General features: G+C 72.3%; 22 protein-coding genes and 1 pseudogene. 15 read left to right on the top strand and 8 right to left on the bottom strand.

The window, feature by feature from the left end; genetic code table 11:
* Nucleotides 1–125: 125 nt before the first annotated feature.
* The 4 genes and pseudogenes from ABZ342_RS46135 to ABZ342_RS46120 all read left to right on the top strand — a co-directional run.
* Nucleotides 126–4550 (top strand): annotated as a pseudogene (locus ABZ342_RS46135) (acyltransferase domain-containing protein); the annotation flags it as partial.
* On the top strand, nt 4550–6127 hold the full coding sequence (locus ABZ342_RS46130) for an acyl-CoA carboxylase subunit beta (RefSeq protein WP_360487614.1): 1578 nt from the start codon (nt 4550–4552) through the stop codon (nt 6125–6127). The pseudogene ABZ342_RS46135 and the gene ABZ342_RS46130, both read left to right, overlap by 1 nt.
* 11 nt (nt 6128–6138) lie before the next feature.
* The gene (locus ABZ342_RS46125) at nt 6139–7107 is read left to right on the top strand and encodes an alpha/beta hydrolase family protein (protein WP_155543292.1); all 969 of its coding nucleotides are present in this window, start codon (nt 6139–6141) and stop codon (nt 7105–7107) included.
* Between the two features lie 44 nt (nt 7108–7151).
* A complete protein-coding gene (locus tag ABZ342_RS46120) occupies nt 7152–8366 on the top strand; it encodes a lipase family protein (protein WP_360487610.1) in 1215 nt (404 codons plus the stop codon).
* Between the two features lie 57 nt (nt 8367–8423).
* On the opposite strand, the gene ABZ342_RS46115 is transcribed toward ABZ342_RS46120, so the two are convergent.
* The gene (locus tag ABZ342_RS46115) at nt 8424–9068 is read right to left on the bottom strand and encodes a cutinase family protein (protein ID WP_360487607.1); all 645 of its coding nucleotides are present in this window, start codon (nt 9066–9068) and stop codon (nt 8424–8426) included.
* Nucleotides 9069–9204: 136 nt separating this feature from the next.
* Nucleotides 9205–9870 carry a TetR/AcrR family transcriptional regulator gene (locus ABZ342_RS46110; RefSeq protein WP_155543294.1) on the bottom strand — a complete coding sequence of 222 codons (666 nt, stop codon included), beginning with the start codon at nt 9868–9870 and terminating at the stop codon, nt 9205–9207.
* A 103-nt stretch (nt 9871–9973) separates the two neighbouring features.
* On the opposite strand from ABZ342_RS46110, the gene ABZ342_RS46105 reads away from it, so the two are divergent.
* A complete protein-coding gene (locus tag ABZ342_RS46105; protein WP_360487604.1) occupies nt 9974–11107 on the top strand; it encodes a helix-turn-helix domain-containing protein in 1134 nt (377 codons plus the stop codon).
* 3 nt (nt 11108–11110) lie between these two features.
* Here the strand turns inward: ABZ342_RS46105 and ABZ342_RS46100 are convergent, their stop codons facing one another.
* Both ABZ342_RS46100 and ABZ342_RS46095 read right to left on the bottom strand, forming a co-directional pair.
* Nucleotides 11111–12169 (bottom strand): hypothetical protein, encoded by a 1059-nt coding sequence (locus tag ABZ342_RS46100; protein WP_360487601.1) that lies wholly within the window; start codon nt 12167–12169, stop codon nt 11111–11113.
* A 49-nt stretch (nt 12170–12218) separates the two neighbouring features.
* Nucleotides 12219–13073, bottom strand: a complete 855-nt coding sequence (locus ABZ342_RS46095) for an SDR family oxidoreductase (RefSeq protein ID WP_360487598.1) — start codon at nt 13071–13073, stop codon at nt 12219–12221.
* Nucleotides 13074–13191: 118 nt separating this feature from the next.
* On the opposite strand from ABZ342_RS46095, the gene ABZ342_RS46090 reads away from it, so the two are divergent.
* Nucleotides 13192–13596: a helix-turn-helix domain-containing protein gene (locus tag ABZ342_RS46090; RefSeq protein ID WP_360487595.1), complete on the top strand. Its 405-nt coding sequence runs from the start codon at nt 13192–13194 to the stop codon at nt 13594–13596.
* 6 nt (nt 13597–13602) lie between these two features.
* Here ABZ342_RS46090 and ABZ342_RS46085 read toward each other — a convergent pair whose 3' ends face one another.
* Nucleotides 13603–14382, bottom strand: coding sequence for a hypothetical protein (locus ABZ342_RS46085; RefSeq protein ID WP_360487592.1), 780 nt, complete (start codon nt 14380–14382; stop codon nt 13603–13605).
* Between the two features lie 74 nt (nt 14383–14456).
* Here ABZ342_RS46085 and ABZ342_RS46080 point away from each other — a divergent pair, with 74 nt between their 5' ends.
* Genes ABZ342_RS46080 through fgd form a run of 7 tightly spaced genes read left to right on the top strand, consistent with a single transcriptional unit; the run spans nt 14457 to nt 20479 of the window.
* Nucleotides 14457–15224, top strand: a complete 768-nt coding sequence (locus ABZ342_RS46080; protein WP_360487589.1) for an SDR family oxidoreductase — start codon at nt 14457–14459, stop codon at nt 15222–15224.
* Entirely contained in the window at nt 15221–16099 is an 879-nt protein-coding gene (locus ABZ342_RS46075; protein WP_360487586.1) for an SDR family oxidoreductase, read from the top strand. The genes ABZ342_RS46080 and ABZ342_RS46075 overlap by 4 nt, the downstream gene beginning before the upstream one ends.
* A complete protein-coding gene (locus ABZ342_RS46070) occupies nt 16099–16839 on the top strand; it encodes an enoyl-CoA hydratase family protein (protein ID WP_360487583.1) in 741 nt (246 codons plus the stop codon). Before ABZ342_RS46075 ends, ABZ342_RS46070 begins: the two co-directional genes overlap by 1 nt.
* Nucleotides 16829–17692: a CoA-transferase gene (locus ABZ342_RS46065; RefSeq protein ID WP_360487580.1), complete on the top strand. Its 864-nt coding sequence runs from the start codon at nt 16829–16831 to the stop codon at nt 17690–17692. The genes ABZ342_RS46070 and ABZ342_RS46065 overlap by 11 nt, the downstream gene beginning before the upstream one ends.
* A complete protein-coding gene (locus tag ABZ342_RS46060) occupies nt 17689–18420 on the top strand; it encodes a CoA-transferase (RefSeq protein WP_360487577.1) in 732 nt (243 codons plus the stop codon). Before ABZ342_RS46065 ends, ABZ342_RS46060 begins: the two co-directional genes overlap by 4 nt.
* Complete coding sequence (locus ABZ342_RS46055; protein WP_360487574.1) at nt 18417–19472, top strand: nitronate monooxygenase; 1056 nt, start codon at nt 18417–18419, stop codon at nt 19470–19472. The genes ABZ342_RS46060 and ABZ342_RS46055 overlap by 4 nt, the downstream gene beginning before the upstream one ends.
* A gap of 2 nt (nt 19473–19474) precedes the next feature.
* A complete protein-coding gene (fgd, locus tag ABZ342_RS46050; protein WP_155544474.1) occupies nt 19475–20479 on the top strand; it encodes a glucose-6-phosphate dehydrogenase (coenzyme-F420) in 1005 nt (334 codons plus the stop codon).
* A gap of 1 nt (nt 20480) precedes the next feature.
* On the opposite strand, the gene ABZ342_RS46045 is transcribed toward fgd, so the two are convergent.
* Genes ABZ342_RS46045 through ABZ342_RS46035 form a run of 3 tightly spaced genes read right to left on the bottom strand, consistent with a single transcriptional unit; the run spans nt 20481 to nt 23553 of the window.
* Nucleotides 20481–21632 carry an acetyl-CoA C-acetyltransferase gene (locus ABZ342_RS46045; protein WP_360487570.1) on the bottom strand — a complete coding sequence of 384 codons (1152 nt, stop codon included), beginning with the start codon at nt 21630–21632 and terminating at the stop codon, nt 20481–20483.
* Nucleotides 21633–21640: 8 nt separating this feature from the next.
* A complete protein-coding gene (locus ABZ342_RS46040) occupies nt 21641–22411 on the bottom strand; it encodes an SDR family oxidoreductase (RefSeq protein ID WP_360487567.1) in 771 nt (256 codons plus the stop codon).
* The gene (locus ABZ342_RS46035; protein WP_360487564.1) at nt 22408–23553 is read right to left on the bottom strand and encodes an acyl-CoA dehydrogenase family protein; all 1146 of its coding nucleotides are present in this window, start codon (nt 23551–23553) and stop codon (nt 22408–22410) included. The genes ABZ342_RS46040 and ABZ342_RS46035 overlap by 4 nt, the downstream gene beginning before the upstream one ends.
* Nucleotides 23554–23635: 82 nt before the next feature.
* On the opposite strand from ABZ342_RS46035, the gene ABZ342_RS46030 reads away from it, so the two are divergent.
* Nucleotides 23636–25168 carry a FadD3 family acyl-CoA ligase gene (locus ABZ342_RS46030; protein WP_360487561.1) on the top strand — a complete coding sequence of 511 codons (1533 nt, stop codon included), beginning with the start codon at nt 23636–23638 and terminating at the stop codon, nt 25166–25168.
* A partial coding sequence (locus ABZ342_RS46025) for an enoyl-CoA hydratase-related protein (RefSeq protein WP_360487558.1) occupies nt 25165–25640 on the top strand: 476 nt, incomplete at its 3' end. The genes ABZ342_RS46030 and ABZ342_RS46025, both read left to right, overlap by 4 nt.

The following is a 25640-nucleotide window of genomic DNA, read 5'->3' as shown; positions in this document are numbered from 1 at the left end:
CCGCCGTCCGGCGGACCTCGACACCTGAGACACGGACGCGTGCACGAAACGGTTCAGTGGGGTTTCGGGCGGTTCGGTGCCGGTCCGATGTTTCTCACTCACGACCGGCCACGGGAGAGCCCGAGGTGGTCTTCGTCTTCTCCGGGTACGGCTCCCAGTGGTCCGGCATGGGCCGCCGGTTCCTCCGCTCCGAGCCCGCCTTCCACGCTGAGGTCGAGGCGCTCGATCCCGCCTTCCGAAGCGAAACCGGCGCCTCCCTCCGAGACCTTCTCGAGCGCGAACCCGACGACCTCGCCACCACCCAGCTCGCCCTCTTCGGCATGCAGCTCGCCTTGGCCGCGCTCTGGCGCGCCCACGGCGTCACGCCGGCCGCGGTCCTCGGCCACTCCATGGGCGAGGTCGCCGCCGCCGTCGTCGCCGGGGCGCTCGACGTCCGCGACGGCCTGCGCGTCATGGCCACCCGGGCGCGGCTGCTCGCCGAACTCGACCGAAGCGGTGAAGGCGCCATGGCCGTCGTCGAACTGTCGCCCGCCGAGCTGGCGGACTTCCCCGAAGTCACCGTCGCCGTCTACGCGTCGCCCACCCAATGCACCGTCAGCGGCGCCGCGGACCAGGTCGATGCCCTGGTCGAGCACGCCGAACGCGAAGGACGGCTCGCCCGGCGGCTCGCCGTCGGCGGGGCCGGGCACTCCGCCGCCGTCGACGCCGTGCTCGACCGCTTCCGCGGCGAGATCGGGACCATCCGGCCCGGGAAGCCGGAAATACCCTGCTACACCACGGTTCTCGACGATCCCCGGGAGACTCCGGCCTTCGACGTCGGCTACTGGGCCGCGAACCTGCGCCGTCCGGTGCGGTTCAGCCAAGCGCTGACCGCCGCCGCGGACGACGGGCACACCGTCTTCGTCGAAGTGTCCCCGCATCCCGTCGCCCTCGCCGCCGTCGAACAGACCACCGGCGAACACGCCCTGCCCTCCGCGAGCCGCCGGATCGACGAACGGGCCGCGTTCCTCACCAGCCTCGCCCGGCTGCACGTCCTCGGCCGCCGCGGTGCCCTGGACGCCCGGCCCCGCACCGCGCCGGTCGACCTGCCGGGTCCCGTCTGGCGCCACGAGCGGTTCTGGCCGAAGCGCCGGACCCACGCCCACGGCGGGCACCCGCTGCTGGGTGTCCACATCGACCACCCGGACGGCCACCTCTGGCGCGGCGACGTCGGCACCGAGGCGCTGCCCTGGCTCGCCGACCACACCGTGCGGGGGACCCCGGTGTTCCCCGCCACCGGCTTCCTCGAACTGGCGCTGGCCGCCGCGCGCACCGGGCGGATCCGCGACCTCGAGCTCCGCGAAGTCCTGACCCTCGGCGAGCACACCGAGGTGACGACCAGCCTCACCGGCACCGAATTCGGCGTCCACGCGAAATCCGCGAACGGCGAGTGGGTCCGCCACGCGACCGCGAGGATCGACAGCGACGGCACTCCGGTGACCCCTCTGGGCGAGGTCACCGGCGAACCGCTCGACCTGTACCGCGTCCTGGCCGAGCTGGGCCAGGACTACGGCCCGGCCTTCCGCGGCCTGCGTCGCGTCACCGCCGCCGGCGGGCGGGCCTCGGCGTCGATCGCTCTGCCCGACGCCGATCACCCCGCCTACCTGCTGCACCCCGCCCTCGCCGACGCCTGCCTGCACGCGCTCGCCGCGGCCGTCGGCGACGCGGACGCCCTCTACCTGCCGCTCACGATCGGTGAGGTGGTGCTCGCCGGCGAACCGCGGCGCGGCGTGCGCGTGGACGCCGCGCTCACGTCGAAGGACCCCTCCGGCGACGGCCTGCTCGGCAGCGTCCAGCTGGTCGACGCCGACGACGTCGTCCTGGTGGAGTTCCGCGACGTCTACTGCCGCCGGTTCCGCGACGCGGCCCTGGACCGGCTGCTGTTCGAGGCCGCCTGGCAGCCGGTGGACCTGCCCGGCTCGCCGGAACGAGCGGAGCACTGGATCGTGCTGTCCGAAGTGGACGACGACCTCGGCACCGCCCGGCTCGGCGACCGGGCCGCGCTCACCGGCCTTCTCCGCGGAGGCGAGGCGACGGCGGTCGTCGTCCTGCTCGGCGGCGAGGACACGCCGGATCCCGGGCGGGCCGCGGCCCGCGTCGGCACCCTGTCCGAGGTCGTCGCCGAGCTGGCCGAACTGCCGGCGCCGCCGAGGTTGTGGCTGGTCACCGCCGGGGCGCAGAGCGTCGAACCCGGTGAGCGCGGCGACCCCGGCCTGGCCGCGCTGCGCGGGCTCGTCCGTGTCCTGGCCTTCGAGCACCCCGAACTGCGGGTGAGCGTCCTCGACTTCGACGCCGGCCCGGACCCGGCCCGCCTGTGGGTCGGCCAGCTGCGCGACGAGGTCCGCGCGGACGGGCCGGACGACGAGGTGGCCTGGCGCGAGGGCGTCCGGCACGTGCGCCGGCTGGGCCGGCCCGAGCCGGGCGACGCGGTGCGCGAGCCGGTCCGTGACGGCGCCTACGTCATCACCGGCGGGCTCGGCGGCCTCGGCCTGGTCGCGGCGAAGTGGCTGGCCGACCGCGGTGCGACGCGCGTGGTGCTGAACAGCCGCCGCGCCGCCCCCGCGCCGGACCTGGGGATCGACGTCCGCGTCGTGCCCGGCGACATCGCCGGGCCCGGCACGGCCGAGGCGCTGGTCGCGGCGGCCGTCGACGGGGGTGTGCCGCTTCGCGGGGTGCTGCACGCCGCCGGAGTCCTGGCCGACGGCGCCGCGATCAGCCTGGACACCGTCGCGCTCGACACCGTCTGGCGGCCGAAGGCGCAGGGCGCCTGGCGGTTGCACGAGGCGACCGCCGGGCACGACCTCGATTGGTGGCTCGTGTACTCGTCGGCGGCCGCGCTGTTCGGCTCGCCCGGCCAGGCCGCCTACGCGACGGCGAACGCGTGGGCCGACGCCCTGGTCGCGTGGCGCCGGGCCCAGGGGCTCCCCGCGGCGACGATCGGGTGGGGCGCCTGGGGCGAGGTGGGCGCCGCGGCCGGCTCGCGCAACCCGGTGCTCGAACCGCTCGGCACCGAGGAAGCGCTGTCGGCCCTGGACGTCGTCCTCGCGCGCGACCGGGCGGCCACCGGCGTCGCCCGCGTCGACGCCGAAACGGTGCTGGAGCTGTTCCCGCGGCTGGCCGACCGGCCGTTCTTCGGACTGTTCACGCCGCGGACCGGACCGTCCACCTGGGACGGACTGGACACGGTGCGGACCCGATCACCCGAGACCGCGAGAAAAGCGATAGCCGACCACCTGGCCGAGATCATCGCGGGACTGCTGGGCTACGCCGAGGTCGAACGGGACGTGCCGCTCACCCGGCTCGGCCTCGACTCGCTCTCGGCGATGCGCGCGCGGGGCGCGGTGGAACGCGACTTCGGCCTGCCCCTGCCGATCCCGCTGCTCCTGCGCGGCGCCAGCCTCGCCGAGCTGGCGGGCCACCTCGCCGAGCAGGCCGGCTTCGGGACGGCGAAAGCCGAGGCGGTCACCGCCGGGCCGCGCGATCCCGCCGAACGGTGGGTCGCCCGGCACTGGCGGGCCGAGCTGGGCGGCCCGGAACCCGGCGTCCACGACGACTTCTTCGCCGTGGGCGGCGATCCCGAGCACGCGAGGCGGCTGCGAGCGGTGTTCGCGGAGCAGCTGGGTGCCGTGCCCGCCGTGGAACGGCTGTTCGCGACGCCGACTGTCGCCGCGATCGCCGATCTGCTGCGCGCGGAACTGGAAGGCCACGGCGGTGGCCCGGTGCGGCTGCTGCGTGACGGCGTCGGCGAGCCGGTGTTCCTGTTCCACCCGGCCGGAGGCCCGACGAGCGTCTACCGCGAGCTGGTCCGGCTGCTGCCGGAAGGCCAGCCGGTGTACGGGTTCGAGCGGATCGACGACGAGGACACGGTCGAAGCCAAGGCCGCGTGCTACGTCGAGCTGATCCGCGAGATCCAGCCGCAGGGGCCGTACCGCCTGGGTGGCTGGTCGTTCGGCGGCTGCCTGGCGTACGAGACGGCGCGGCGGTTGGACGGGCCGGTCGACCTCGTGTTCCTGATCGACACGATCCTGCCGCTGCCGGCGCCCGGGAAGCCGGCCGACCTGCTGCTGGACCGCTTCGACCGGTTCGCCGAGCACGTGTCGCGGACGTACGGCGTCCCGTTCGCGATCCCGCGCGACACGCTGGCCGGGCTCGACGAGCACGCGCAGATCCGGTGGGTGATGGACAGCCTCGCCGAGACGGTCCCGGACCTCGGCGCCGGCGTCCTGCGTCACCAGTACGAGTCCTATGTGGACGCCCGGGTGGCCGAGCGGTACGCGCCGGAGCGGTACGACGGGCGAGTGCTGCTGCTGCGCGCCCGGGATCCGCACCCCCTGACGACCACATTGGACCCCCGCTACCTGCGCACGGACGACACCCTGGGCTGGGACGAGTACTGCCCCGGCCTCGAAGTCGCCCGCGTCCCGGGCGACCACGTCTCGATGATCGACCCGCCGCACGTGACCGCGCTGGCCGCCGAGCTGGCGGCCCGACTGGGAGTGGGGGTGCGGTGATGGACGATCTCACGCCGACGACGGCGTTCCGGATCGCCGACCTCGAGGCGCGTCAGGACGAAGCCGTCCGGATCGCCGAGAAGCGGGCCGTCGACCGGCAGCACGCCAAGGGCAAGCTCACCGCCCGGGAACGGATCGGGCTGCTGCTCGACCCCGGTTCGTTCGTCGAGCTCGACCAGCTCGCGCGGCACCGGTGCGGCGAGTTCGGGATGGACGCCAACCGGCCCTACGGCGACGGCGTCGTCACCGGGCACGGGACCGTCGACGGACGGCAGATCTGCGTCTTCTCGCAGGACTTCACCGTCTTCGGTGGCAGCATGGGCGAGGTCTCCGGCGAAAAGGTCCTCAAGGTGATGGACCTGGCCATGTCGCTCGGCTGCCCGGTCGTCGGGATCAACGACTCCGGCGGCGCGCGCATCCAGGAGGGCGTCGTCTCGCTGGCCTACTACGCCGAACTCGGCCGGCGCAACGCCCACGCGTCCGGGGTGATCCCGCAGATCTCGATGATCATGGGCCCGTGCGCCGGCGGCGCCGTCTACGCGCCGGCGATCACCGACTTCACCGTGATGGTCGACGAAACCTCGCACATGTTCGTCACCGGCCCGGACGTCGTGCACGCCGTCACCGGCGAGCGGGTCACCGCGCAGGAACTCGGCGGCGCGGCCGTGCAGAGCGAGGTCGCCGGCAACGCCCACCACCGGGCCGCCGACGAGCGGGACGCCATCGAGTGGGTGCAGACGCTGCTCGCGTACCTGCCCTCGAACAACCTCGACCCCGCCCCGGAGTACGCCGACGACACCAGCCCCGTCGTCACCCCGGCCGATCTGGAGCTCGACCGGCTCGTGCCCGACTCGCCGAACCAGACCTACGACATGGCCGAGCTGATCTTCCGGCTCGTCGACGACGGCGACTTCACCGAGGTGCACAGCGCGTTCGCCGCCAACATGATCTGCGCGTTCGGCCGGGTGCAGGGCCGCACGGTCGGCATCGTGGCCAACCAGCCGCGCCACCAGGCCGGCGTCCTCGACATCGACGCGTCGGAGAAGGCCGCGCGGTTCGTGCGCTTCTGCGACGCCTTCTCGATCCCGCTGGTGACCCTGGCCGACGTCCCCGGCTACCTGCCGGGCAGCGACCAGGAGCGCGGCGGCATCATCCGCCGCGGCGCCAAGCTGATCTACGCCTACTCCGAAGCCACCGTGCCGAAGGTGACCGTGGTCGTCCGCAAGGCCTACGGCGGTGGCTACGCGGTGATGGGCTCCAAGCACCTCGGCGCCGACGTGTGCCTGGCCTGGCCGACCGCGGAGATCGCGGTGATGGGCGCGGAGGGCGCGGTGCAGGTGCTCTACCGGCGTGAGCTGGCCGAGCTGCCGCCGGAGCGGCGGGCCGCGGCGCGCCGGCGGCTCACCGAGGAGTACCGCAAGCGCCACACCGGCCCGTACCTGGCCGCCGAACGCGGCTACGTCGACCAGGTCGTGACGCCGTCGCAGACCCGGCTGCAGGTCGCGCGCGCCCTGCGGACGCTGCGGACCAAGCGTCAGACCCTGCCGGCCAAGAAGCACGGAAACATCCCCCTGTGAAGGAGACTCCGATGAGAGCCACCCTGCTGATGCTGGCCGTCGTGGTCCTGCTGGCCAGTGGCGTGACCGCCGCCCAGGCGAGCCCGGTCGTGGCCGACGACGGCGCGAAAGTCGTCCAGGAGACCTGGCTCGACGCCCGGACCGTCGACCTGAAGATCGACTCCCCGGCGCTGGGCACCACCGGGATGGTCCGGCTGATCGTGCCGTCCGGCTGGGCGTCGCAGCCGACGCGGACGTGGCCGGTGCTGTTCCTGCTGCACGGCTGCTGCGAGCCGGTCGACTACCGGTCGTGGGACCAGTTCACCGACGTGAAGGCGTTCACCGCGAACAAGGACGCGCTCGTCGTGATGCCGACGGACGGCCCGGCCGGGATGTACACGAAGTGGTGGAACTTCGGGCTGTCGAGCAAGCCCGACTGGGACACGTTCCACACCGCGGAGGTCCGCCAGATCGTCGAACGCGGGTACCACGGCGGGACGCGCCGGGCGATCGCCGGGCTGTCGATCGGGGGCTACGGCGCGTTCGCGTACGCCTTCCAGCACAAGGGGATGTTCGCCGCGGCCGCGTCCTACAGCGGCGTGCCGAACACGCTCTACCCGGGGATCCCGGTCTGGATCATCGGCATCCTGGCCCGCGCCGGGATCTTCAACTACCTGAACCTCTGGGGCGACTCCTTCGGGATGCAGCCGATCTGGTCGTCGCACAACCCGTACGACCACGTCCAGGACCTGCGCGGGATGGCGCTCTACCTCTCCTGCGGCAACGGGCAGACCGGGCCGCTCGACCCGCCCGGGCAGTCCGACATCCTGGAACCGTCGGCGTTGCTCTCGTCCCGCAGCTTCACCGACAAGCTGCAGCAGGCGGGCATCCCGGCGACCGTCGACTACTACGGGCCGGGCACGCACAGCTGGCCGTACTGGCAGCGGGCTCTGCACAACTCGTGGCCGGTGCTGGCCGGCGCGCTCGGCCTCCCCGCCTGAGCCTTCCTTTGAATGATAGAGCTTTTCCCCCGATGGAGGTTGTGGTGAAGTCTGTCCTCTTGCGACGAGTGCTGTCCGCACTCCTGGGCGTCTGCCTGGCGGCGCTGGGAGCCGTGGCGGCGAGCCCGCCCGCCGGCGCGGTGGCGGCGCCGATCCTGCCCGGCCCGTTCGACGACTCGTTCTACACGGCGCCGTCGCCGCTGCCGGCCGGGAAGCCCGGTGACGTCCTGCGCTGGCGGCCGGCGGTGCCGCTGCTGAACGCCGCCAACGCCGACGCCTGGCAGGTCATGTACCTCTCGACCAACGCCCAGGGCCGGCCGGACGCGGTCACCGGGACCGTCCTGGTGCCGAAGGTCAAGGACCCGGCCACCGCCCCGATCGTGGGGTACGCCGTCGGCACCCAGGGCCCGGCGTTCAAGTGCACGGCGTCCAAGGCGATGGAGCGGGGCACGCTCTACGACCAGCCCGCCATCAACGACTCGCTGTCCAGCGGGTACGCGGTCGCGGTGACCGACTACGAGGGCTACTCGCCGACGACCGTGCCGACCTACATCACCGGGCAGTCCATGGGTCCCGCCGTCATCGACTCGGTGCGGGCGGCGCAGAACCTGCCGTCCGCGCGGCTGGCCAAGTCGGCGAAGGTGATCTTCCAGGGGTACTCGCAGGGCGGCGGCGGATCGATGTGGGCGGGGGAGAAGCAGCCCTCGTACGCGCCCGAGCTGAACGTCGTCGGCGTCGTCGCGGGTGGCGTGCCGGCCGACCTGACCGAGGTCGCCAAGGGACTCGACGGGTACATCGGGTTCGGGTTCCTCGCGTTCGCCGCGGTCGGGCTCGACGCCGCGTACCCGGACCTGAAGCTGGATTCGTTCCTCAACGACACCGGACGCCGGCAATTGAACGACGCGAAGAAGAACGCCTGCGTCGCGGAACTCCTGCTGAACTATTCCTTCAAGAAGATCAGCGACTACACGACATCGAACCCGCTCGGCACGCCGCAGTGGCAGGCGCGGCTGGCGCAGAACAAGCTGGGCGCGAACCCGCCGCGGGTGCCGGTGTTCCAATACCACGCGAGCACCGACGAGATCGTCAACACCCCGCAGGCCGAGACCCTGCACCGGACGTACTGCACGGCGGGCGTCCGCGAACAGTGGCAGACCTACATCTCCGACCACGCCACGGGAATCCTGGCCGGGAACGCGGACGCGCACCAGTGGATCGTCAAGCGCTTCAGCGGGGCGCAGGCGCCGTCCAACTGCTGAAAGCCCGTGAACGGCACATCGAGGGACGTCCCTCGATGTGCCGTTCACGGATCGGGGTCAGACCTTGCCCGCGGCGAACGCGGCCGCGTCGGCGGCGTTCCCGCCGTAGCTCAGGTGGGCCAGGAAGTTCGTGCCGCCGGGCTGGCAGACCGGGTCGCCGTCGGCGCAGTAGTCCTTGGTGCGGCTCTGGTACGGGCCGGTCACCTGACGGCCGATCGCGCGGATCGGGTTGCCGAACAGCAGCACCGCCGCGATCCGCGGGGCCAGCTCGGCCGGGATGGTCGCGACGATCGGGCCGCCGACGAGCGCGCCGTCGCTGCTGACGCCGAGCGAGTTGTCGACGACGTTGGCGCCCTGGGAGTAGCCGACCAGCACGAACCGCTGCTGCGGACAGGCCGCGGCCTGCGCCCGCACGTGGTTCACCAGGTCGGTGTTGCCCTTCTGCACCGACGCGGGCTCGCCGAGGTCGGCCGGGTAGTCGACGCGGTAGCCGCTGAGCGACCGCGGCCGCAGCTGGTTCTGCACCGCCTGGTAGACGGGGTCGCCGACGATGAGGCCGAGGGTGCCGGGCTCGAACGTGCCGCGCGCGACCGGCACGTCGATGTCGGTGCAGGGCGCGGCCGACGCCGCCGGTGCGGTGGCGACGGCGAATCCGACGGCGGCGAGGCCGACCGTAACGGCGGCGGAAAGCAGACGGCTCATGGCTGATCTCACCTCTGGGTGCGGAGAAAACCGGAATGTCCGCAAACGCTTTCCCGAAAGGCGGGCAAAGGCAAGAAGAGATTTTTTCAGGGACGCGGAATTGTCCGGCCGGTGACAATCGGTCCGATGTGGACACTCAGGTGGCGCACGGCCCGGCGCCGACCCGGTCCAGCAGCGCGGGGTCGAGACCGCGCAGGGCGGCCATGACGAACCCGGTGGCCAGCTCGCCCGCCGCGATCGGGTCGACGCCGGGGGAGTGGGAGACGTGCATCGCGGCCCGGCCGACCAGGCCGACCATCATCGCGGCGAGCAGGTCCGCGCCGGGCCCCGGCGTGCGGCCGTGGGCGCGCAGGTGCTCCCGGATCCGGTCGACGACGTGCGTGGTGACGGTGTCGGCGAGGGCGCGGCGCTCGTTCGACATCTCGTCGACGGCCGAGTCGAACAGCATCCGGAAGCCGGCCGGGTGGGCGCTCGCGTAGCTGAACATGGCCATCACGGCCAGCCGGACGCGTTCTTCGAGCGGGCTCGTGTCCGCCGTTTCGTAGGCGGTGAGCACCCAGTTCCGCACCGCGGCGACCTCCCGCGTCACGGTGGCGCGGAAAAGGGCCGCTTTGTCACCGAAATGCGCGTACAGCGTCGGCTTCGTGGAGTCGGCGCGTTCCGCGATCAGGCCCATGGTCGCCTGCGCGTAACCGCGTTCGGCGAACACCGCGCGGGCGGCGTCGAGCAGTTCGCCGTCGGTGGGCCGGGCGGCCGGGCTCCGGCGGGTGCTGGATCGATCAGGGGAACTCGGCCGGCTCATAGCGGTGTACTGTACGGTCTCGCTGCTTTACCGCTCGGTAAAGCTCACCCGCCCCCGTGGAGGGAACCTGGTGTCCGGCGACGGTGCTCGGCAGCGAATCCCGGTGACGCAAGAGGTGTTCGGGCGCACGGAACTGGCCGCGCTCATGCGGCCGGCGATACCGGCGCTGGTGGACTGGATCGTGCGGGAGGTGTGGCGCGAGGTCCCGGTGTACGCCCGGCACGGCAACGTGACCCGCCGCGGCGTCGAGTGCGCGGTGGTCCTCTTCGTCGATCTGGTCGAGGATCCGCTGGCTCCCCGGGACCGGCTGTACGAGACCTGCCGCCGCCTCGGCGCGGGCGAGGCGTACGAAGGCCGCAGCCTGGACGACCTCCAGGTGGCGTACCGGGTCGGCACGCGTGCGGGCTGGCGCTGGATCATGCGCCTGGGTCGCCGTCACCGGCTTTCGTCGGCGGTGATGGCGCGCCTGGCGGAAATGCTGTTCGGGTACGCGGACGAGCTGGCGCGGATGTCGATCCGCGGGCACCGCGAGGCGCAGGGGCAGCTCGACGGCACCCGCGAGGCCCTGCGGCGGCGCCTGGTGCGGCTGGTGACCGGTCCGGTGGCGGTGACGGACGCGGTCCTCGCCGAACTCGCGGCGGCGGCCGGCTGGCCGGTACCCGGCGAGGTGGCGGCCGTCGTGCTCGAGTCGGCGGTGGAGCCGTCGTGGGGTCCCGAGGTGCTGGCCGACCTCGAGTCGTCGCAGCCTTACCTGATCGTGCCGGCCCCGGTGGACGCGGGGTTCCTCGCCGCCCTCGGCGTCCGGGTCGCGGTGGGCCCGCCGGTTTCCCCGACGGCCGCGGCGCATTCCCTGCGCTGGGCGCGGACGACGGTGCGGCTGGTGGGCGACGGAGCGCTGCCGGACGCGCCGGTGACGTGGTGCGCGGCGCACCTGACGACGTTGTGGCTGCTCTGCGACTCGCCTCTGACCGACCAGGTGGCCCGGCAGGAGCTGGCCCCGCTGACGCGGTTCCCGGACCGCACGCGCCGGCGGCTCGGCGAGACTTTGCTGTCGTGGCTGGAGAACGGCGGCAACTCGGAGAAGATCGCGGTGGACCTTTCGGTGCACCCGCAGACCGTGCGGTACCGCGTGCGCCAGCTGAGGCAGGCGTTCGGGGAACGACTGGAGGATCCGGAGGCGCGCTTCGCCATGCAGGCGGCGTTGCGCGCTTCGGCCCTGCGTTCCCGGGGCGCGTGACCGTCAGGTCGAGCGGAAGAGCAGCAAGCCGTTCACGCTCAACGTGCACGCGGCCGGCCGTCCGCCGGTGGCCACCGACCGCGTGAGCCGGATTCCCGGCGCTCCGGCGCCCAGGGTGTGGCTGTCCGGCGTGCCCCACCCGGCCGGGTGGACCGGATCCGGTGTGCCGGGCGCGAGCAGGGTCAGGTGGAGGGGAACGGACAAGGCCGGTTCGGTGTGGACCGTCACGGTCACGTCCTGGACGCCCGGCCGGGCGGACGGCACGGCGTCCCAGGACACCGACAGCGGCCCGAACCTCGTCGGTCCGGGCCCGGGCGGGCGGATCTCCAGCCGGCCGGTGGTGACCAGGCGATCGCCGGAGTCGGCCTCTTCGGGTTCGAGGAAGTCCAGGGCGGGCTCCGGGACGCGGCCGGCGCCGAGGGCCCCGCCGAGGTCGCGGGCTTCGGCGAGCAGTCCGAGAGCGAGGTCCGACACCTCCGACGCCGCGTCGAGCAGCTCGTCCGCCAGCTCGTCGACCCGCTCCTCGCGCCGCGACCGGAAGCCCGCCCGGCCGGACTTCGCGAGCCGCTCCCGGGCGCGCTCGTAGACCCCGGGGCCGACCAGCGGCATCGTGGCGAGCAGCGCTTCGAGCGCGGATCTGCCGAGCAGCCGCCACGCGATCAGCCCCGTCTCCGTCCGGCCCAAGGCGATGGCGCACAGCACCAGGTACCGCTCGGCCACCGCGATCTGCAGCGGGGACCGGGCCGAGGCGCTCGCGTCCCGGAACAGGTCGCGCGCGCGGACCAGCTCGTCGGCCCGCACGCGCGGGTCGACGGTCGCGCCGGCGTCGAGCAGGGTGCGCTGCCCGGCGCCGATCGCGGCCGCATACCGCTGCTCCAGCACCTCGTCGAGGCGGCTCTCGATCCCGGTGAGCTTCTCGGCGAGCCGGTCTTCGCTCGCCGAGAGCGCGCCGACCAGCTCGGCGGACAGGCTGCCGAGCTCCTGGTTGCCGGTGAGGGCGCCGATCAGGCCGGAAATTCCGTACTTCGCGGCGATCATCGTGATCGCGGTCAGCGGCTCCACCCGGCACAGCCTAAGGACCCCGGCGGACGTTGTCCCCGGAGCCGTCAGCTCAGCCCTTGACCAGCGCGGTGACGGCTTCGGTCGGCGACGTCGTCGGGCGGCCGATGAGGCGGCTCAGGTCGCCGGACGTCGAGGCCAGCTCGCCTTCGGCGATGCCGCGGTCGGCGTCGACCAGCATGGCCGCGACCGGCTCGGGCAGGCCCGCGCCGACGAGGAGCTGCCGGTGCTGCTCGGCCGGCAGGTCCTGGTAGGTGACCGGGGTGCCCGACACGGCCGTGATGGCGGCGGCGAGGTCGGTGTAGCCGAACGGCTCGTCGCCGGCCAGCTCGTACACGCGGCCTTCGTGGCCTTCGCCGGTCAGGACCTCGACGGCGGCCGCCGCGAAGTCGGCCCGCGGGACCGCGCCCAGCTTGCCGTCGCCGGCGCTGCCCGCGAAGGACCCGGACGCGAGCGCCTGGGCGATCGTCTGCGCGTAGTTCTCGGTGTACCAGCCGTTGCGCAGGAACGTGAACGGCAGGCCCGACGCGCGGATGGCCTCCTCGGTGGCCTTGTGGTCCGGGGCGACGAACAGCTTCGTCGTGTCGGCGGCCAGGACGCTCGTGTAGGCGAGGTGGCCGGCCCCGGCCTCGCGCGCGGCCGCGATGACGGCTTCGTGCTGGGCCAGCCGCTGCCCCGGCGTGCTGCTGGAGATCAGCAGCACCTTGTCGGCGCCGGCGAACGCGGCGGTGAGGCTCGCCGGGTCGTCGTAGTCGGCGCGGCGAACCTGCACGCCACGCGCGGCGAACTCGGCGGCCTTCGCCGGATCGCGCACGGCCGCGACGATCTCGGCGGGCGCGACCTTCTCCAGGAGGCCTTCCACGACCAGGCGGCCGAGCTGGCCGGTGGCACCGGTGACCACGATCATCTGCTGCTCCTCGCTCTCGATGTGCTTACCATCAGACTGTACTAACTTTTCGAAAGTGCAAACTCTTGGTGAGCTTCCTCACCTGGGTCTTCGTCGCCGGCGAGGTACCGTTGAGGGCATGAGTGAGGCGCCGGAGTGGCTCGACGAGCACGGGCAGGTGCTGTTCGACGTGTTCGCCCAGGCGTGCACGTCCCGGGCGACGCTCGAGCACATCACCGGCCGGTGGGGGATCCTGGCGATGGCCGCCCTCCACGACGGCACGCTCCGCTTCAACGCGTTGCGCCGCAGGGTGTCGGGCGTGAGCGAGAAGATGCTCGCCCAGACCCTGCAGGCCCTCGAGCGCGACGGCTTCGTGCACCGCGAGGCCCAGCCGACGATCCCGCCGAAGGTGGAGTACAGCTTGACCCCGCGCGGCCGCCGCACGGCGGCACTGCTGCTGACGCTGATCGAGGACGTCGAGGGGCAGATGCCCGAGGTGATGGCGGCCAACGCGGAGTACGACGCCGCGAAGCGCGATTCGTAACGCGTTCTAGTCGACTTGGGGGAGCCGCACCGCTTCGAGGTCCGGATCGCTCAGCAGCGCCTCGACCAGAGTCGGCGGACCGGCGACCTTGGTGCCCCAGAGGTCGTAGTCGGTGCACAGACACCAGGAACGGTTCTCGGCCCAGAGGTTCGACGGGCTGAAGGCGGTCTCGGGATCGTCGTACAGGGCCTCGGCGTCGCCGAGGTGTCCCGCGCGCACGACGGGGTTCTCGAGGTCGTGGAACCCGAGCGTCGCCGGGCTGTAGTAGGCCAGGCATGGGGTGCCGGGGCCGGCGGGACTGTGTTCGGTGAGGACGCCGACCAGTCGTGTCCAGGTTTCCCGGTCGAGGCTGCCCTCGGTGGGCGGGATGATGCCGAGTGGCCAGCTGCCGTCCTTCTTGACCGACGGGAAGCACTGGTAACCGGGCAACTGCCCCCGCGGGACGACGGGGTCGCCGACGCGCTCGGCGAGCTCCGCCCAGCGCAGCCGTCGCCAGCCGGGGCCGGGGTGCTCGGCGCGGCCCAGCCCGCCGCCCGTCGTGACGGTCGTGGCTTCGAGGTCGATGCCTCCGACGGTGCTCGGCTCGACCTCGCCCGCCGCCAGACGCGCCCGGCGATACTCGTGGTACGTCGTGCCGGTCGGTCCGTCCTCGTGCTCGTACATCGCGTTGAGCACCCACGCCGCGTCAGGCATCGCCGGCGGCAGGAAACCGGTCAGGCCGTCGCCGCACAGATCCCGCAGCCAGTCCGTGGTGCCGGACGGTGCGGGCAACCACCGCTTGTCCACGCGCTCATGATCCCAGCCGTGCTCCCCAACCGCCGACCTTGCCCAAAGTTGGAACGTGTTCTAGTTTTGGACACGTGACGACCGATCTCGGCCTGACGGGCACCGTGGTGCTGGTGACCGGCGGCGTTCGCGGCGTGGGCCGCGGCATCGCCGACGTCTTCCTCGCCCAGGGCGCCCACGTCGTGGTCTGCGCGCGCCACGAAGCACCCACCGACGCCGAGTTCGTCCAGTGCGATGTCCGCGACGAAGCTCAGGTCAACGCACTCATCGACGGCATCGTCGAAAAACACGGCCGCCTCGACGTCGTCGTCAACAACGCCGGCGGTGCCCCCCACTCTCCGGCCGCCACCGCCTCGCCCCGGCTGCACGACAAGATCGTCCAGCTCAACCTGCTCGCCCCACTGCTGGTCTCCCAAAAAGCCAACGCCGTCATGCAGCGCCAGGACACCGGCGGCTCCATCGTGATGATCTCCAGCGTCAGCGGCACCCGCGCGTCGCCCGGGACCGCCGCCTACGGGGCCGCCAAGGCCGGGCTCGACAACCTCACCGCCAGCCTCGCCGTCGAGTGGGCGCCCAAGGTGCGGGTCAACGCCCTGGACGTCGGCATGGTGCGCACCGAGCAGGCCCACTTGCACTACGGCAGCGAGGCCGCCATCGAAGCCGTCGGCAAGACCGTGCCGCTCGGGCGGCTCGCCGAGCCCGGGGAGGTCGGCGCCTGCGCCGCTTTCCTCGCCTCCGGCCTCGCTTCCTACGTCTCCGGCGCCACCCTGCGCGTCCACGGCGGGGGTGAGGTCCCGGCGTTCCTCGCCGCGGCCGACGTCAACCACCAGGAGGATTCGTGAGCAGGTTGTGCCAGGACCGCGTGGTCGTGGTGACCGGCGCCGGCCGCGGCATCGGGCGGGCCCACGCGCTCGCCTTCGCCGCCGAGGGCGCGCCGGTGGTGGTGAACGACGTCGACGCGGACGCCACCGCCGCGGTCGTCGCCGAGATCGAGGCGCTGGGCGGGAAAGCCGTCGCGAACACCTCCGACATCGCCGACTGGGCCGGGGCGGAGCAGCTGATCGCCACGGCACTGGAGACCTTCGGCCGCTTGGACGTGCTGGTCAACAACGCGGGATTCGTCCGCGACCGGATGCTGGTCAACCTCGGCGAGGACGAGTGGGACGCGGTCGTCCGCGTGCACCTCAAAGGCCACTTCGCCCCGCTGAGGCACGCCGCCGAGCACTGGCGGGCCGAGGCGAAAGCCGGGCGCACCCCGAGCGCGCGGGTGATCAACACCAGTTCGGGTGCCGGGTTGCTGGGCAGTGTCGGCCAGGGCAACTACTCGGCCGCGAAGGCGGGGATCGCCGGACTGACCGTCGTGGCGGCGGCCGAGCTGGCGCGCTATGGGGTGACGGTGAACGCGATCGCGCCCGCCGCGCGGACCCGGATGACCGAGGCGGTGTTCGCGTCGATGGCGCGTCCGGACGACGGGTTCGACGCGATGGCGCCGGAGAACGTCTCGCCGCTGGTGGTCTGGCTGGGCAGCGAGGAGTCCGAGCACGTCACCGGCCGCGTCTTCGAGGTCGAGGGCGGGAAGGTGTCGCTCGCCCAGGCGTGGCGCCACGGCCCGGTCGTGGACAAGGGCGGCCGCTGGGACCCGGCCGAACTCGGCCCGGTGGTGAAGGACCTGCTCGAGCGCGCGCCCGAGCCCGAACCCGTCTACGGAGCGAGCTGATGGGCATCCTGACCAAGCGCGACGGGCACGTCGAGGTCGTCACCGTCGACTTCCCACCGGTGAACGCGCTGCCCGTGCGCGGCTGGTTCGACCTCGCGGACGCGCTGAAGAAGGCCGGCGAAGACCCGGACGTCCACGTCGTCGTGCTCCGCGCGGAAGGCCGGGGCTTCAACGCCGGCGTCGACATCAAGGAGATCCAGCGCAGCGCCGGGTACGACGCGCTCGTCGGGGCGAACAAAGGCTGTTACGCGGCGTTCGGCGCGGTCTACGACTGCGCGGTCCCGGTCGTCGCCGCGGTGCACGGTTTCTGCCTCGGCGGCGGGATCGGCCTGGTCGGCAACGCCGACGTCGTCATCGCCTCCGACGACGCCACCTTCGGCGTCCCCGAGGTCGAACGCGGCGCCCTCGGCGCGGCGACCCACCTCGCCCGGCTGGTCCCGCAGCACCTCATGCGCACGCTCTACTTCACCGCGCGCACCATCACCGCCGCCGAGCTGCACGCGCACGGCTCGGTCTACCAGGTCGTGCCCCGCGCGGAGCTGGACGACGCCGCGCTCGCCATCGCCCGCGACATCGCGAAGAAGGACCCGCGGGTCATCCGGGCGGCGAAGGAAGCCCTGAACGGCATCGACACCCAGCAGGTGCACCGCAGCTACCGGTTCGAGCAGGGCTTCACCTTCGAGCTCAACCTGCTCGGCGCGTCCGACGAAGCCCGCGAGGAGTTCTTGAATGGCCGATAAGCGCACGACCGCCGACGACGTCGCGGCGGAGCTGCGGGACGGCATGACGATCGGCATCGGCGGCTGGGGCTCCCGGCGCAAGCCGATGGCGCTGGTCCGCGCGATCCTCCGCACGTCCGTCAAGGACCTGACCGTCGTCTCCTACGGTGGCCCCGACGTCGGCCTGCTCTGCGCGGCCGGCAAGGTGAAACGCGTCGTGTTCGGGTTCGTCACGCTCGACTCGATCCCGTTCGACCCGTGGTTCGGCCGCGCCCGCGAGACCGGCGCGATCGCCGTCACGGAGTACGACGAGGGCATGTTCGGCGCGGCGCTTTCGGCCGCGGCGCAACGGCTTCCGTTCCTCCCGATGCGCGCGGGGCTCGGCTCGGAGGTGATGCGCGCGAACCCGGACCTGCGTACCGTGCGCTCGCCGTATGCCGACGGCGAGGAGCTGGTCGCGGTGCCGGCGCGGCACCTCGACGTCGCGCTCGTGCACCTCAACCGGGCCGACGCCCGCGGCAACGCCCAGTACCTCGGCCCGGACCCCTACTTCGACGACCTGTTCTGCCTGGCCGCGGAGAAGCGGTTCGTGTCGGTGGAGAAGGTCGTCGACACGCCCGAGCTGATGGCGGGCGGGCCGGTGCAGTCGCTGCTGCTCAACCGCGGCGCGGTCGACGGCGTCGTCGAGGCGCCGCGCGGCGCGCACTTCACCACGGCCGTGCCGGACTACGGCCGGGACGAGCGCTTCCAGCGTCACTACGCCGCCTGTGCCAAGGATCCCGGCGCGTGGCCGGGATTCGTGGACCGGTTCCTCTCCGGCGACGAACGCACCTATCTGTCCGAAGTGGACAAGTTCGAGGCGGAGGCGGCATGAGCGCGACCCGGGCCGAGATCGCGGTGGTGGCGATGGCCGAGGTGTTCCGCGGCGACGGCGAGATCGTCGTCAGCCCGATGGGGCTGGTCCCGCAGCTGGGCGCCAAGCTCGCGCGGCTGACGTTCGAACCCGACCTGCTGATGTCCGACGGCGAGGCCTGCCTGGTCACCACGGACGGCGTCGTCGAGGGGTGGCAGCCGTTCCGGAAGATGCTCGACACGATCGTGCCGCACGGCCGCCGGCACGTCGTCATGGGCGCCAACCAGATCGACCGGTACGGCAACCAGAACATCTCCGCCATCGGCGACCACGCGCGGCCGAAGAAGCAGCTCCTGGGCGTGCGGGGCGCGCCGGGCAACACCGTCAACCACCGCACCAGCTACTGGGTGCCGCGGCACTCTTCGCGGGTCTTCGTGGACACCGTGGACGTCGTTTCGGGCGTGGGCTACGACAACGCGGCCAAGGCGGGCCCGTCGGCGGAGAAGTTCCACGACGTGTACCGCGTGGTCACGAACCTCGGCGTCTTCGACTTCGGTGGTCCCGAGCACGCGATGCGGGCGGTGTCGCTGCACCCCGGCGTCACCGCCGGCGAGGTCGCGGCGGCGACCACGTTCGAGATCGACTTCGGTGGCGCCGGGACCAGCCGCGAGCCGACCGGCGACGAGCTGCGGCTCATCCGCGAGGTCGTGGACCCGAAGAGCTTGCGCGACAAGGAAGTCCCGGCGTGAAGACGGCGCTGACCCGGCTCGTCGGCGTCGAGCACCCGGTCGTGCAGACCGGGATGGGCTGGGTCGCCGGCCCGCGGCTCGTCTCGGCGACCGCCGAGGCGGGCGCGCTCGGCATCCTCGCGTCGGCCACGATGAGCTTCGGCGAGCTGGAAGCGGCGATCGCCGAAGTCAAGAAGCGCACGGAGAAGCCGTTCGGGGTCAACCTCCGCGCCGACGCGGCCGACGCCGGTGACCGCGTCGACCTGCTGATCCGCGAGGGCGTCAAGGTGGCGTCGTTCGCGCTCGCGCCGCGCAAGGAGATGATCGCCAAGCTGCGGGACCACGGGATCGTCGTCATCCCGTCGATCGGCGCCGCGCGGCACGCCGAGAAGGTCGCCGCGTGGGGCGCCGACGCCGTCATCGTCCAGGGCGGCGAAGGCGGCGGGCACACCGGGGGAGTGGCCACCACGCTGCTGCTGCCGTCGGTGCTGGACGTCGTCGACATCCCGGTTATCGCCGCCGGTGGGTTCTTCGACGGCCGCGGCCTGGCGGCGGCGCTGGCCTACGGCGCGGCCGGGGTGGCGATGGGCACCCGGTTCCTGCTGAGCAAGGAGAGCACGGTCCCCGACGACGTCAAGCGCGTGTACCTCGAGCAGGGTCTCACCGGGACGGTCGTCACCCGGCGCGTCGACGGGATGCCGCACCGGGTCCTGCGCACCGATCTCGTCGAGAAGCTCGAACGCACCGGGCGGCTGCGCGGCCTCGCGCAGGCCGCGCGGAACGCGCTGCGCTTCCGGAATATCACCGGACTGTCCCCGGTTGCCATGGTCAAAGAAGGCCTTGCGATGAAGCACGGCAACGATCTGACCTGGAGTCAGCTGGTCATGGCGGCCAACACCCCGATGCTGTTGCGGGCGGGGCTGGTCGAAGGCCGGACGGACGCCGGAGTGCTAGCGTCGGGACAGGTGGTGGGCATGATCCACGACTTGCCCACGGTGGCCGGGATCGTCGAGGGCACAGTGGCCGAGGCAGGTGAGATTCTCCACCGTCTCGGCCGGGAAACGGGAGGATGAGCGTGGCGCTCAAGGTCGGATACAAGGCGTCGGCGGAGCAGTTCGGACCGCGGGACCTGGTCGAGTACGCGGTGCGTGCCGAAGAGGTCGGCCTCGACTCGGTCTGGGTGTCGGACCACTTCCTGCCGTGGCGGCACGAGGGTGGCCACGCGCCGTGGGCGCTGGCCTGGATGCCGGCGGTCGCCGAGCGCACGAAGCGGGTGCAGATCGGCACGAGCGTGCTGACCCCGACGTTCCGGTACAACCCGGCCGTGATCGCCCAGGCGTTCGCGACGATGTCGCTGCTGTCGAACGGCCGCGTGATCCTCGGCGTGGGGTCGGGCGAGGCGCTGAACGAGATCGCCGTATCGGGGCGCGAGTGGCCGGAGTTCAAGGAGCGCTTCGCGCGGCTGCGTGAGTCGATCAAGCTGATCCGCGAGCTGTGGACCAGCGACAACGTGAACTTCAAGGGCGACTACTACGAGCTGGTCGACGCGAAGATCTACGACCGCCCGGAGCAGCCGGTGCCGGTGTACATCGCCGCGGGCGGCCCGGTGGTGGCCAAGTACGCGGGCCGTGCGGGCGACGGGTTCATCTGCACGTCCGGCAAGGGCATGGACCTCTACACCGAGAAGCTGATGCCCGCGGTCCAGGAAGGCGCCGAGGCGGCCGGGAAGTCGCTCGAGGACGTCGACCGGACGATCGAGATCAAGCTGTCGTACGACCGCGACCACGAGAAGGCGCTGGAGAACACGCGGTTCTGGGCGCCGCTGTCGCTGTCGGCGGAGCAGAAGCACAGCGTGACCTCGGCCGAGGAGATGGAACGGCTGGCCGACGAGCTGCCGATCGAGCAGGTCGCCAAGCGCTGGATCGTGGCGTCGGACCCGGACGAGGCCGTGGCGCAGATCAAGCCGTACCTGGACGCGGGCTTGAACCACCTGGTCTTCCACGGCCCGGGTCACGACCAGGAGCGGTTCCTGAGCCAGTTCTCCGAGGACGTGCTGCCGAAGCTGCGCGCCCTCGGCTGAGCTACAGGCGTTCGATGATGGTGACGTTGGCGGTGCCGCCGCCTTCGCACATCGTCTGCAACCCGTAACGCCCCTCGCGGCGCTCCAGCTCGTGCAGGAGCGTCGCGAGGAGCTTCGTCCCGGTCGCCCCGATGGGGTGGCCGAGGGCGATGCCGCCGCCGTTGACGTTCACCCGCGAAGGGTCCGCGCCCGTTTCGTCGAGCCACGCCAGCACCACGCTCGCGAACGCCTCGTTGACCTCGAACAGGTCGATGTCCCCGATCGCGAGCCCAGTCTTCCGGAGCGCGTGGGACGTCGCCGGGATCGGGCCGGTCAGCATCCACACCGGGTCCGCCGCACGGACCGACAAGTGGTGGATGCGGGCCCGCGGCGTCAGGTCATGCTCCTTCACGAACGCCTCCGACGCCACCAGCGCCGCACTCGCGCCGTCGGAGATCTGGCTGGCCACCGCCGCCGTCAGGCGGGACTCCGGGGCGAGCGGCTTCAGGCCGCGCATCCGCTCCAACGATGTGTCCCGGCGTGGCCCTTCGTCCTGCTCGAAGCCGTCGACCGGCGCGATTTCCGCGTCGAACCTCCCGGAGTCGATGGCGGAGAGGGCCCGCTGGTGGCTGCGGAACGCGTACTCCTCCATCGCTTCCCGGCTGATGTCCCAGTGCGCAGCGATCATGTCGGCGCTGCGGAACTGCGACACCTCGACGCTGCCGTAGCGCTCCTGCCAGCCCTTCGAGCCGGAAAACGGGTCGTCGAAGCCGTACTCGCGCCCGGCGAGCATCGCTGCGCTGATCGGGATGCGGCTCATGTTCTGCACACCGCCGGCCAGCACCAGGTCCTGCGTCCCCGACATGACCGCCTGCGCGGCGAAGTGGACCGCCTGCTGGCTCGACCCGCACTGCCGGTCGATCGTCACCCCGGGCACGTGGTCCGGGAACCCGGCGGCCAGCCACGCCGTCCGCGCGATGTTGCCCGACTGCGGGCCCAGGGTGTCCGTGCAGCCGAGGATGACGTCGTCGACGAGGTCCGGGTCGACGCCCGCGCGCTCGACGACCGCGCGGATGACGTGCGCGCCGAGGTCGGCGGAGTGCCACCCGGACAGCGCGCCGCCGCGCCGGCCGACCGGGGTGCGGACCGCGTCGAGGAGGAAGGCTTCGGGCACGGGAGCTCCTAGGGGTGCTGGCTGGAGACGGAGACGACTTCGCCGGTGAGGTAGCTCGCGTAGTCGCTGGCGAGGAAGACCATGACGTTGGCCACCTCCCACGGCTCGGCGGCGCGGCCGAACGCCTCGCGTTTGGTGAGGTCTTCGAGGAGTTCGTCGCTGGTCACCTTGGCCAGGAACGGATGCATGGCGAGACTGGGCGCGACGGCGTTGATCCGGACGCCGTGCTCGGCGGCGTCGAGGGCGGAGCAGCGGGTCAGCGCCATGACCCCGGCTTTCGCGGCGGCGTAGTGCGCCTGCCCGGCTTGGGCACGCCAGCCGATGACCGACGCGTTGTTGACGATCGCCCCGCCGCCGCCCTGGGCGACGAACTGCCGCAGCGCCGCTCGCGTACACCGGAAAGTCCCGGTGAGCGTGATGTCCAGGACGCGGGACCACTCGTCGTCGGCCATGTCCAGCACGGACTTCGTGCCGCCCAGCCCGGCGTTGTTCACCATGACGTCGAGGCGTCCGAAGTGGCCGACCGCGCCGTCGATGAGCGCCTGGACCTGCTCTTCCTTCGTGACGTCGCAGGGAACCGCGTGCACCTTGCCGAGTTCGGCCAGCTCGGCCGCCTTCTCACCGAGCCGTCGTTCGTGCCAATCCGAGATGACGACGCTCGCGCCCTCTTCCAGGCAGCGGCGAGCCACGGCCGAGCCGATACCGGTGCCGGCCGCGGCGGTGACCACGACGACCTTCCCGGACAGCAGGTCGTGGCCGGTCGGGTACTGCGGGATCACGGGCGTGCCTCCCTCGGCAGGCCGAGCACGCGCTCGGCGATGATGTTCCGTTCGATCTCGTCCGACCCGCCGTAGATGGTGTCGGCGCGGGTGAACAGGTAGAGCCGCTGGGCGTCGTCCAGCTCGGCGCCGTCCGCGGTCAGGGACCGGGCGCCGCGGGCGCGCACCGCCAGCTCACCGAGCCCGCGGTGCCACTGCGCCCACAGCAGCTTCCCGACGGCGACCTCCGGCCCGGCCGGGCGGCCGAGCGTGCGCAGCGCGTGCGCGCGCAGGACCCGCAGGCCGATCCGGGCGCGGGTGAGGTCGGTGCGCAGCAGCGGGTCGTCGTAGGTGCCGAGCCGCTTGGCTTCGGCGACGATGTCGTCGAGTTCGCGGCGGAACCCGATCTGCTGGCCGAGCGTCGAGACGCCGCGTTCGAAGCCGAGGGTGGCCATCGCGATCCGCCAGCCCTCGCCGGGCTCGCCTACGACCAGCTCGGCCGACGTGCGGGCGTCGTCGAAGAAGACTTCGTTGAACTCCGACGTGCCGGTCAGCTGCTGGATCGGCCGCACGGTGACGCCGTCCTGGCGCAGCGGCACCAGGAGGTAGGAGAGGCCGTGGTGGCGCTGCGATCCCGGTTCGGTGCGCGCGACGACAAAGCACCAGTCGGCCACGTGGGCCAGGGACGTCCAGATCTTCTGGCCGTTGATCACCCAGTCGCCGTCGCGCCGGACCGCCGACGTCGAGACGGCGGCGAGGTCGGAGCCGGCGCCGGGCTCGGAGTAGCCCTGGCACCACAGCTCCTCGAGGGCGACGATCTTCGGCAGGAACCGTTTCCGCTGCTCGGGCGAGCCGAAGGCGATGAGGGTCGGGCCGAGCAGCTGCTCGCCGATGTGGTTGACGCGCGCGGGCGCGCCGGACGCCGCGTACTCCTCGTGGAAGGCGACCTGCTCGTCGAGGGACAAGCCGCGGCCGCCGTGCTCGACCGGCCAGCCGACGCACGTCCAGCCCGCGGCGGCCAGGTGGCGTTCCCAGGCCAGGCGCAGGTCGAACGCCTCGTGCTCGCGTCCCGGCCCGCCGAGACCGCGCACCGCGGCGAACTCGCCGGTCAGGTTGTCCGCGAGCCAGCCCGCGATCTCGCGGCGGAATCGCGTCGGTTCCACGCACGCCTCCTTGCTGCCGGGCCGGTCCGGCACCTAGGCTAATGAGAACACGTTCTAGTTTGCCGGTCCAGAGGAGGGTGTGGTGGGTCAGACCACGATCCCGGCCGTCGTCCGCGATGCCGCTACGAAGTTCGGGTCGTCCGAGGCACTGGTCGACGGGGCACTCCGGCTCGGTTTCGACGACCTTCTGGAACGTGTTCAGTCGGTCGCGCGGGCCTTCCTCGCCCGCGGTCTCCGGCCCGGCGACCGCGTCGCGATCACCCTCCCGAACACCCACCACTGGGTGCTCACGGCGCTGGGCGCGCTCTACGCGGGCGCGACCCTGGTGCCGGTCAACACCCGGTTCACCGCCGCCGAGACCGTGGACCTGCTGGTCCGCAGCCGGGCGAAAGCCCTGGTCGTCGCGGCCGACTTCCTCGGCACCGACCGCCACGCGGCGATCGTCGCGACCGGCGCGGACCTGCCCGATCTCGGCACGGTCGTCCGGGTCGCCCTGGAACAGCCGCACCGGCCGGTCGGGGACGCGCTCGGCTGGGACGAGTTCCTGGATCTCGCCGAGCGCGTGCCCCTCGCGGAAGCCGAGGCGCGCGCGGACGCGGTCGAGCCGGACGACGTGAGCGACATCCTGTTCACCTCCGGCACGACCGGCCGCTCGAAGGGCGTCCTGTCGGCCCACCGGCAGGTCGTCGGCGTCGCCGCGGCCTGGGCGGAGTGCGGCCGGGTCACCGCCGACGACCGGTACCTGGTGATCAACCCGTTCTTCCACAGCTTCGGTTACAAGGCCGGGATCGTCGTCGGCCTGCTGACCGGCGCGACCCTCGTGCCGCAGGCCGTGTTCGACGTGCGCGCCGCGCTGGACCTGATCGAGAAGGAGCGGATCTCGGTGCTGCCGGGCGCGCCGACGATCTTCCAGTCCCTGCTGCACGAGTCCGGACGCGGCGACCTGTCTCCCCTGCGGCTCGCGGTCACCGGCGCCGCCGACGTGCCGGCGTCGCTGGTCCGGCGCATGCGCTCCGAGCTGGGCTTCGACGTCGTCCTCACCGCGTACGGTCTCACCGAAGCCGTCGTCGTGACGATGTGCCGCCCGGGCGACGACGCCGAGCTGGTCGCGAAGACGTCCGGCCGCGCGACCGCCGGGTTCGAGGTCGGGATCCACGGCTCGCCGGGCGAAGTGGTCCTGCGGGGACCGAACGTGATGCTCGGCTACCTCGACGACCCCGAAGCGACCGCGAAAGCCATCGATGACGACGGCTGGCTGCACACCGGTGACGTCGGCGAGCTGGACGACGCGGGGAACCTCACCCTCACCGGCCGGCTCAAGGACATGTACATCTGCGGCGGCTTCAACGTCTACCCGGCCGAGGTCGAGCAGGCGCTCACCGAACTGGACGGCGTCCGCGACGTCGCCGTGACCGGCGTCCCGGACGAGCGGCTCGGCGAGGTCGGCCGGGCCTTCGTCGTCGGCGCCGGCCTCACCGAAGCCGACGTGCTCGCCTTCTGCCGCGAACGGCTCGCCAACTACAAGACCCCGCGGTCCGTCGTGTTCCTCGACGCGCTGCCCCGCAACGCTTCCGGCAAGGTGCTGAAGCGGCTGCTCAGTGAGGAGACGAAATGAGCGAGGACGTCGTCCGCTACGAGCGCCGCGGGCCGGTCGCCGTGGTCACGATGAACCGGCCCGAGTACCGCAACGCCCAGAACTCGGCGATGACCTACGCCCTCGACGACGCCTTCGCGCGCGCCGTGAATGACGCCGAAGTCAAGGTGATCGTGCTGGCGGGGGAGGGCAAGCACTTCTCCGCCGGGCACGACATCGGCACGCCGGGCCGCGATGTGGACCAGACGTTCGACCGGCGTTCGGTGCTGTGGTGGGACCACACCGATCGGGCCGGCGGTGACCAGCGGTTCGCCCGCGAGTCCGAGGTCTACCTGGGCATGTGCCGGCGGTGGCGGGAGATCCCCAAGCCGATGATCGCGAGCGTCCAGGGTGCCTGCATCGCGGGCGGGCTGATGCTCGCCCGACGCCCGCGCGCACGTCGAGCACCGCACGGTCGCGGTGGACCTCACGGCGCCGGACTGGGAGGCCGGCC

It is taken from the genome of Amycolatopsis sp. NPDC005961 (genome assembly GCF_040629235.1).
GTDB classification, from domain to species: domain Bacteria; phylum Actinomycetota; class Actinomycetes; order Mycobacteriales; family Pseudonocardiaceae; genus Amycolatopsis; species Amycolatopsis camponoti.
This window is presented reverse-complemented; position numbering and strand designations above follow the sequence as displayed.

Coding starts and splice junctions, on each gene's coding strand:
- ABZ342_RS46130 (WP_360487614.1), top strand. CDS start 4,550: ATGGACGATCTCACGCCGACGACGGCGTTCCGGATCGCCGACCTCGAG.
- ABZ342_RS46125 (WP_155543292.1), top strand. CDS start 6,139: ATGAGAGCCACCCTGCTGATGCTGGCCGTCGTGGTCCTGCTGGCCAGT.
- ABZ342_RS46115 (WP_360487607.1), bottom strand. CDS start 9,068: ATGAGCCGTCTGCTTTCCGCCGCCGTTACGGTCGGCCTCGCCGCCGTC.
- ABZ342_RS46110 (WP_155543294.1), bottom strand. CDS start 9,870: ATGAGCCGGCCGAGTTCCCCTGATCGATCCAGCACCCGCCGGAGCCCG.
- ABZ342_RS46095 (WP_360487598.1), bottom strand. CDS start 13,073: ATGATCGTGGTCACCGGTGCCACCGGCCAGCTCGGCCGCCTGGTCGTG.
- ABZ342_RS46090 (WP_360487595.1), top strand. CDS start 13,192: ATGAGTGAGGCGCCGGAGTGGCTCGACGAGCACGGGCAGGTGCTGTTC.
- ABZ342_RS46070 (WP_360487583.1), top strand. CDS start 16,099: ATGGGCATCCTGACCAAGCGCGACGGGCACGTCGAGGTCGTCACCGTC.
- ABZ342_RS46065 (WP_360487580.1), top strand. CDS start 16,829: ATGGCCGATAAGCGCACGACCGCCGACGACGTCGCGGCGGAGCTGCGG.
- ABZ342_RS46060 (WP_360487577.1), top strand. CDS start 17,689: ATGAGCGCGACCCGGGCCGAGATCGCGGTGGTGGCGATGGCCGAGGTG.